The sequence below is a fragment of the Donghicola mangrovi genome (assembly GCF_013377535.1).
Lineage (GTDB): Bacteria > Pseudomonadota > Alphaproteobacteria > Rhodobacterales > Rhodobacteraceae > Donghicola > Donghicola mangrovi.
The window spans coordinates 130517-137610 of record NZ_JABCJE010000009.1; the positions used below are offsets into that span (position 1 = coordinate 130517).

Annotated in this window: 7 protein-coding genes and 1 tRNA gene; 3 read left to right on the plus strand and 5 right to left on the minus strand. The window is 59.6% G+C overall.

The genetic code is table 11. The features are described from left to right. Positions 1 to 47: 47 nt before the first annotated feature. From HJ536_RS16210 to trpA, 4 genes are all read right to left on the minus strand, one after another. Entirely contained in the window at positions 48 to 1214 is a 1167-nt protein-coding gene (locus HJ536_RS16210; protein ID WP_177158508.1) for a tyrosine-type recombinase/integrase, read from the minus strand. Positions 1215 to 1430: 216 nt separating this feature from the next. Then, positions 1431 to 2600 (minus strand): alpha-hydroxy acid oxidase, encoded by a 1170-nt coding sequence (locus HJ536_RS16215; RefSeq protein ID WP_177158509.1) that lies wholly within the window; start codon positions 2598 to 2600, stop codon positions 1431 to 1433. A 57-nt stretch (positions 2601 to 2657) separates the two neighbouring features. Beyond that, positions 2658 to 3146, minus strand: coding sequence for a cupin domain-containing protein (locus tag HJ536_RS16220; RefSeq protein WP_177158510.1), 489 nt, complete (start codon positions 3144 to 3146; stop codon positions 2658 to 2660). 146 nt (positions 3147 to 3292) lie between these two features. Beyond that, complete coding sequence (gene trpA, locus HJ536_RS16225; RefSeq protein ID WP_177158511.1) at positions 3293 to 4084, minus strand: tryptophan synthase subunit alpha; 792 nt, start codon at positions 4082 to 4084, stop codon at positions 3293 to 3295. 185 nt (positions 4085 to 4269) lie between these two features. Here trpA and HJ536_RS16230 point away from each other — a divergent pair, with 185 nt between their 5' ends. Continuing rightward, complete coding sequence (locus HJ536_RS16230; RefSeq protein WP_177158512.1) at positions 4270 to 4584, plus strand: DUF1272 domain-containing protein; 315 nt, start codon at positions 4270 to 4272, stop codon at positions 4582 to 4584. A 15-nt stretch (positions 4585 to 4599) separates the two neighbouring features. Here the strand turns inward: HJ536_RS16230 and HJ536_RS16235 are convergent, their stop codons facing one another. Next, on the minus strand, positions 4600 to 5256 hold the full coding sequence (locus HJ536_RS16235) for a hypothetical protein (RefSeq protein ID WP_177158513.1): 657 nt from the start codon (positions 5254 to 5256) through the stop codon (positions 4600 to 4602). 191 nt (positions 5257 to 5447) lie between these two features. Between HJ536_RS16235 and ychF the strand changes: the two genes are divergently transcribed. Beyond that, a complete protein-coding gene (gene ychF, locus HJ536_RS16240; RefSeq protein ID WP_176855826.1) occupies positions 5448 to 6545 on the plus strand; it encodes a redox-regulated ATPase YchF in 1098 nt (365 codons plus the stop codon). Positions 6546 to 6756: 211 nt separating this feature from the next. After that, positions 6757 to 6846: transfer RNA gene (locus HJ536_RS16245), tRNA-Ser, on the plus strand. Positions 6847 to 7094: the final 248 nt, after the last annotated feature.

Below are 7094 nucleotides of genomic sequence, written 5' to 3' on the forward strand. Positions count from 1 at the left end.
ATGGAAACATGGATACCAAAGGATCATTAAAACGGCGTTTACACTTTTTAACTTTTGCCGCTGATCACGTATTTTTCCCAGTCCATCATGATCGGCACCCGCTTTTCGAAGAAGTCCGTTCGCTTGTAGGCCTTCACCACCTTGTTGGCTTCGAAGTGCCCGATGCAGGCCTCAGCGACTTCCTCAGTCGTATCGGTGGTTTCTGAAATCCAAGTACGCACTGCCGACCGGAACCCGTGGGGACGTGCCGTGATCCCGAACCCTTTCATCAGCGTGATCAAGGCCATGCGGTCCAATGCTTTGCCCTTCGAATTGGGAAACAAGTAGCCATTCCACTCATGACGTTTCGCCAGTTTGATAACGGCCTGCGATTCTGGACCAAGCGGCAACCGGAATGTTTTTGCGTGTCCGACGCGACCCTTCACGTGATCTTCGGGCACGGTCCAGACATCATCTTCGATCTGCTCCAGTCGCAAGTGACGGATTGGATCGGTCCGCAATCCGGTCAGGATCAACAGACGCAGGGCGAGGTGATCAATCGAAATGTCGTTCAGTCTTCTGTAAAATTCAGGAACGTCCTTCCAATGCATCGCAGGCATGTTTTTCTGCGATTTCTTGCGTGGTCCTAGTAACGTTTCGGCTTTCTCGATCTCGCTAATGTCCACATCGAACCCATGTGCAAAGGCGTACTTATAAACCCTGCGAAGGCAGTTCATCGATTTGCGACCGGACTCAGGAGTATTCTTCCAAGCTGACCGCAGGCAATGGGCCAGATCATGCGCATCAATCTTCATGATCGGCGTTGAGCCTAGCTTCGGCAGGACATGCGTGCGCAGCGGAGAAGACCACTTGTTCGTCGGATCACCGTGCTTCAGTTCCGCTCGAAGGGAGTCGTGCGTTTTCTCGACCAGCACCGCGAGCGATCCGTTTTCGACGTTCAACAGTGCCTTTTCCCGCCGCTTCATCTTGATTGGGTTGTCGCCACTAGCGACAGCTTTTCGAGCCGCCTCTGCGCGTTCCCGTGCATCTTTCAGGCCAATCGCGGGATAACCTCCAAGACCCGTCCAATGCTCCACGCCCCAGAGTTTAAAGCGAAATTCCCATTGGCCGCGCCCTTCGCCTCTGGCATTGAAGTAAAGGCCTTGGCCGTCGCAGTGTCTGCCTTTGGTCAGAGTTTTTAGCTGTTGTGGCTTTAGTCTGTAGTAATGAGTCATGTATTGTTAAGCTCCGTGAATATATACATTTTTGGCTGCGATGCCCTGAGACAACGCGAGACATGACGAGAGCTTAACAGTTTGAAGTTTCTAGAAGATTTAAGACAATTGACCCTGCATGCGCCCTCATGACACATACAGGGTACCGCTCCGGCGGGGGATATTTGGACCAAGATGAAGGGGCGGCTTCGGGAAGAGGCCGCCCCGTTTTGTTGGTTAGGTGGTCTGCCAGCGGCCCTCGAAATCCTCGGGGATGAGGAGGATCGAGGGGTCGAGCTGGTCGATGGTCTGGCGGCCGCAGAGGGCCATCGAGATGTCCATTTCCTTTTGGATGACCTCGAGCGCGGTTCTGACGCCCGCCTCGCCCATGGCGCCAAGGCCGTAGATGTAGGCGCGGCCGATGTGGGCGGCTTTGGCCCCCATGGCGAGGGCCTTCATCACGTCCTGACCCGAGCGGATGCCGCTGTCGATGTGCACGTCGGTTTTGTGGCCGACCGCGTCCACGATGGGGCGCAGCATGCGGATCGAGCTGAGGGCACCGTCCAACTGACGGCCGCCGTGGTTCGACACGACGATGGCGTCGGGTTCCAGTTCGGCAGCGCGCTTGGCGTCCTCGACATCCAGAATGCCCTTGAGGATGACTTTGCCGCCCCACATTTCCATCAGCTTGGCGACCTTGCCCCAGTCGAGGGCGGGGTCAAACTGCTCGGCCGTCCACGAGGACAGGGAGGAGGTGTCAGTGACCCCTTTGGCGTGGCCGACGATGTTGCCGAAGAAGCGACGCTTGGTCTGCAGCATCTCGAGGCCCCAGCCCCATTTGGTGGCGAGGTTCGCGATGGATTTGGGGGTCAGCTTCGGCGGAGCGGAGAGGCCGTTTTTCAGGTCTTTGTGGCGCTGGCCAAGGATTTGCAGGTCGAGCGTGATGACAAGGGCCGAGCATTTGGCGGCCTTGGCCCGTTCGATCAGGCGGGTGGTGTAGTCCATGTCCTTCATGGTGTAGAGCTGGAACCAGAAGGGTTTATCGGTGTTCTCGGCCACATCCTCGATCGAGCAGATCGACATGGTGGAGAGGGTATAGGGCACGCCGAATTTGCCAGCGGCGCGCGCGGCAAGGATTTCGCCATCGGCATGCTGCATGCCGGTCAGGCCGACGGGGGACAGGGCCACGGGCATCGCGGCGTCCTGACCGATGATCTGGGTTTTCTGGCTGCGGCCCGTCATGTCCACGGCAACACGCTGGCGCAGGCGGATTTTTTCGTAATCGGTGACGTTCTCGCGGAAGGTCTGTTCCGTCCAGCTGCCGCTTTCGCAGTAGTCAAAGAACATGCGCGGGGCGCGGCGTTCGTGGATTTTCTTCAAATCCTGAATGCAGGTGATGACAGGCATAACAAATCGCTCCAATTGGTATGGAAGTTTTACCAATCGCGTGGGTTTCGGGCAAGGTTATTTCTTGGCACCTGCGGTGGGTTCTGTGAGGTGCTCGTGATCGACCACGGTCCACGGCAGGCCCTGATTGCGGAAAATGCGTTTCTTCTGATGGGGGTAGTCGCCGACATCGTGGGGCAGGCGTTGACCGACGACGATGAGGCGCAGAGTGGTGTCGCCGGTGTTGGTGATCCCGTGGGGCAGGCCGCCCGCGCGGTAGCCGATGAAATCACCGGGGCCGATGGGGTGGGAGGCCTCGCCGATATGGGCGGTGGCGGTACCGTCCAGCACGTAGACACATTCGTCCTCGTGGTGGTGGACGTGGAATTCGGTGGTTTCAAAGCCGGGGGCGACCTCGATGATGTGAAAGCCGAGGCCGGTCAGGCCGGTCAGATCACCAAGGCTCTTGTTCACGCGCTGTGCGTTGGGGTTCAGGAAGTGGGCTTTGTGCAGCCCTTCCATCCGGGCAATCTCGTCGGCGCGGACAATGTAGGTGTCGTCTGTCATCGGCTCTCTCGGAATACATCAATGCTATGGGCTGATGGTACGAGGGCCGGTCTGATCCGCCTAATTATAAAGGCGTGAGGGGATGTTTCAGGGCACGAAAAAAGGGCCCGCGACGGGGCCCTTTGGGAATGGTTAGTCGGCTGGGATCAGGCGGCGTGGGCGCCGTCGGCCAGCGATTTGACGAAGGCTGCGATATCCTCGACCGATTTGCCCTCGGCGATCTGGTTCACGATGGCCGAGCCCACAACGGTGCCGTCCGCGATGCCTGCGATGGATTTCGCGGTCTCGGGGGATTTGACGCCGAAGCCGACGATGATCGGCAGGTCGGTTTGCGATTTGATGCGCGCGACCTCGGGGGCGACGGTGGCGGCGTTTGCTTCGGCCGCGCCGGTGATGCCGGTGATCGAGACATAGTACACAAAGCCGCTGGTGTTCTGCAGAACTTTGGGCAGGCGTTTGTCATCGGTGGTCGGGGTCGCGAGGCGGATGAAGTTGATGCCTTTGGCCTGCGCGGGGATGCAGAGCTCTTCGTCCTCTTCGGGGGGCAGGTCGACGATGATCAGACCGTCAATGCCGGCCTCGACCGCATCATCCAGGAACTTGTCCACGCCGCGGTTGTAGATGGGGTTGTAGTAGCCCATCAGAACGATCGGGGTGGTGGCGTCGTCCTTGCGGAAGTCGCGGGCCATCTGCAGGGTCTTTTCCAGCGTCATGCCGCCAGCAAGGGCGCGCTGACCGGCCAGCTGGATGGTCGGGCCGTCAGCCATGGGATCGGTAAAGGGCACACCCAGTTCGATCACGTCCACACCGGCTGCGGGCAGAGCCTTCATCACGGCAAGGGATTTGTCGTAGTCGGGATCGCCACCCATGATGTAGGCAACAAAGCCTTTTTTGTTCTGCTCTTTGAGTGCGGCAAATTTGGCGTCGATCCGAGTCATGTTCTTCCCGTCCGTAAATGGTTCGGAGAGGTGTTGCGCGGATGGGGGCCAAGGTCAAGCATGTACGCCCCATTCGAGGGCTTTGCCACGCGGTTTGGCCGGTTTCTTGGCGGCGCTGGCCTGTTGGCGATTGACGGCCCCCGAGGCGGGCGCTGATCTGAAGCTATTCAACACAGGAGAGTATGATGCTGGAATTGCGGCCCAATTGCGAATGGTGCGGGTGCGATCTGCCGCCCGACAGTCAGGACGCGCGGATTTGTAGCTATGAGTGCACCTATTGCGCGAAATGCGTCGAAGAGGTGTTGCATAACGTCTGTGCGACCTGCGGGGGCGGGCTGGTGCCGCGCCCGATCCGGCCCAGCACAAATCTGCGGCCCGAAAAGAAGCTGGGGTTGGGGTTCCATCCGGCCAGCACCGAACGGGTGACCTCGGGCTGGAGCCGCGAGGAGATCGACGCCTTTAGCGCGATCTGGAAGGACGTCCCCCCGCACAAGCGGTAGGGACGCCAGAGGGGCTCAGGCGGCCTGAACCTTGGCCTTGTCGGCGGGGGTTTTGGGGGCCTCGGGGGTGGTCTGGCCTTCGGGCATGTTGAACACGGGGCCCGCGACATTCACCACCGGCGCGGGCGGCAGATCCGCAGGACGCCCACGGCGCAGGAACACCAGACCCAGCACGGCCAGAAGAATTTGCAGAAGCTGGGGCAGGGCGATCGCGCTGTCCGCCATGGCGTGACCCAAGGGGCCGACCTCGACGGGAACATAGGGGGTCAGGACCGAGGTGCTCTCGGCGATTTGCCCCGAGAAGGGCAGCTCTGCGATCGAGCGGTCCGGTCCGCTGATGCCGTCGCCTGCGGACAGACCCCAAGTGATGGCGGGGCCTTTGGCGGTTTCGTAGCAGGTGCCTTCGATCTGGCGCATGCGGGGTTCGTAACGGGCTTGCTGCACCGACAGGCTGCCCTGAATGATCCAGAATCCGATGCTGGCCACGATGGCCACCAGCAAGGCCCCGCGCGAACGGCGGAAAAATGCGAAGGCGATCAGGCCCAGAACCGCAGTCACAGACCAAACTGAAACTAACAGGACGCGATCGCCCATCCGGTTGACCGCATCAAGCAGGCTAAAATATTCGTCCTTGATGAACCCGTTGCACAGGTGAATGAGGGTGCTTTCCATAACTGCTCTTTATGCTTTTCGTTAAAATGAACCGATTTAACGGTGCGCTATGTGAAGCCAATATTACAAGGCAGGGCCCCCTGAGTCATTGCGCTTATGGCTTACATTGGTGTTGATGGTGCGCGGCGTACTTGACCCGCCCCCCCAAGACCCCCTAGATGCCCCCGATCAAGCACAAGGAGCGCCGCATTATGGGCTTTAAGATGGGGATTGTGGGTCTGCCGAACGTGGGCAAGTCCACTCTGTTCAACGCACTGACCAAAACCGCCGCGGCGCAGGCTGCGAACTTTCCGTTTTGCACCATCGAGCCCAACGTGGGCGAGGTGGCCGTCCCTGACGCGCGTCTGGACAAACTGGCCAGCATCGCCGGTTCCAAGGAAATCATTCCCGCCCGCATGACCTTTGTGGACATCGCCGGTCTGGTGAAGGGCGCGTCCAAGGGTGAAGGTCTGGGCAACCAGTTCCTGGCCAACATCCGTGAAACCGACGCGATCGCGCAGGTTCTGCGCTGCTTCGAGGATGACGACATCACCCACGTCGAGGGTCGCGTTGACCCCATCACCGACGCCGAGGTCATCGAGACCGAGCTGATGCTGGCCGATCTGGAAAGCATCGAAAAGCGTCTGGCCAACCTGAGCCGCAAGGTTCGCGGCGGCGACAAAGAGGCCGTGGCCCAAGAGCGCCTGCTGAAGGCAGCGATGGAAGCTCTGGAAGCAGGCCGTCCCGCTCGCACCGTCGAGGTCGACGAAGAGGACAAGAAAGCGTGGAAAATGCTCCAGCTTCTGACCTCGAAGCCGATCCTGTACGTCTGCAACGTCGACGAGGCATCCGCCGCGACCGGCAACGAATTCAGCGCCAAGGTCGAGGCCATGGCCGCCGAGCAGGGCGCCAGCACCGTCATCATCAGCGCGCAGATCGAAGAAGAGATCAGCCAGCTGGACAAGGAAGAAGCCGAGATGTTCCTTGGCGAGATGGGTCTGGAAGAGCCCGGTCTGGACCGCCTGATCCGCGCCGGTTACGCGCTGCTGGGCCTGCAGACCTACTTTACCGTCGGCCCCAAAGAGGCCCGCGCCTGGACCATCCGCAAAGGCTATCTGGCCCCGCAGGCCGCTGGCGTGATCCACGGCGATTTCGAGCGCGGCTTCATCCGTGCGGAAACCATCGCCTTTAACGATTACGTGGCGGGCAACGGTGAATCCGGCGCCAAGGAAGCCGGTAAGATGCGCGTCGAAGGCAAGACCTACGAGGTCAAGGACGGCGACGTTCTGCACTTCTTGTTCAACGCGTAACCGTCTGCGAACAATAGCGAATTCCAAGGCGCGTCCCGTTGGTTCGGGGCGCGCCTTTTGGTTTTGTAGCGGCTTTGCCGTGTGGGGGCGGTAGTAGCGGTGCTAGAGTGAAGGGTGGTTTCCGCTAATGTTTCGTTTTGATGAAATTTTTCGTCTTCAAAGCGTCTTTCTGCTCTTGTGCCTGCCCCCCGAGATATGTAGACCGGTCGACGGAGACGTGGCCGAGTGGTCGAAGGCGCTCCCCTGCTAAGGGAGTAGACGGGGAACCGTCTCGAGGGTTCGAATCCCTTCGTCTCCGCCACTAAACGTGGCTGTAAAATTTATTTACCCATATATTTCAATAAGTTGCACCGCGGTGCCGCCCACCCGGTCCGCCGGTAGCCTTGTTTTGCCACACATTTTGCCACACAATCTGCATCACAGAACTGGTGTGGAGGGCGCGGAATGTCGGTCGTCAAACGCGGTGGTGTGTATCATTTGCGGTGGCGTGTTCCCGTCAGATTCCAGAGCGTCGAGGACCGGACTTCGGTCTATGTGAGCCTTAAGACG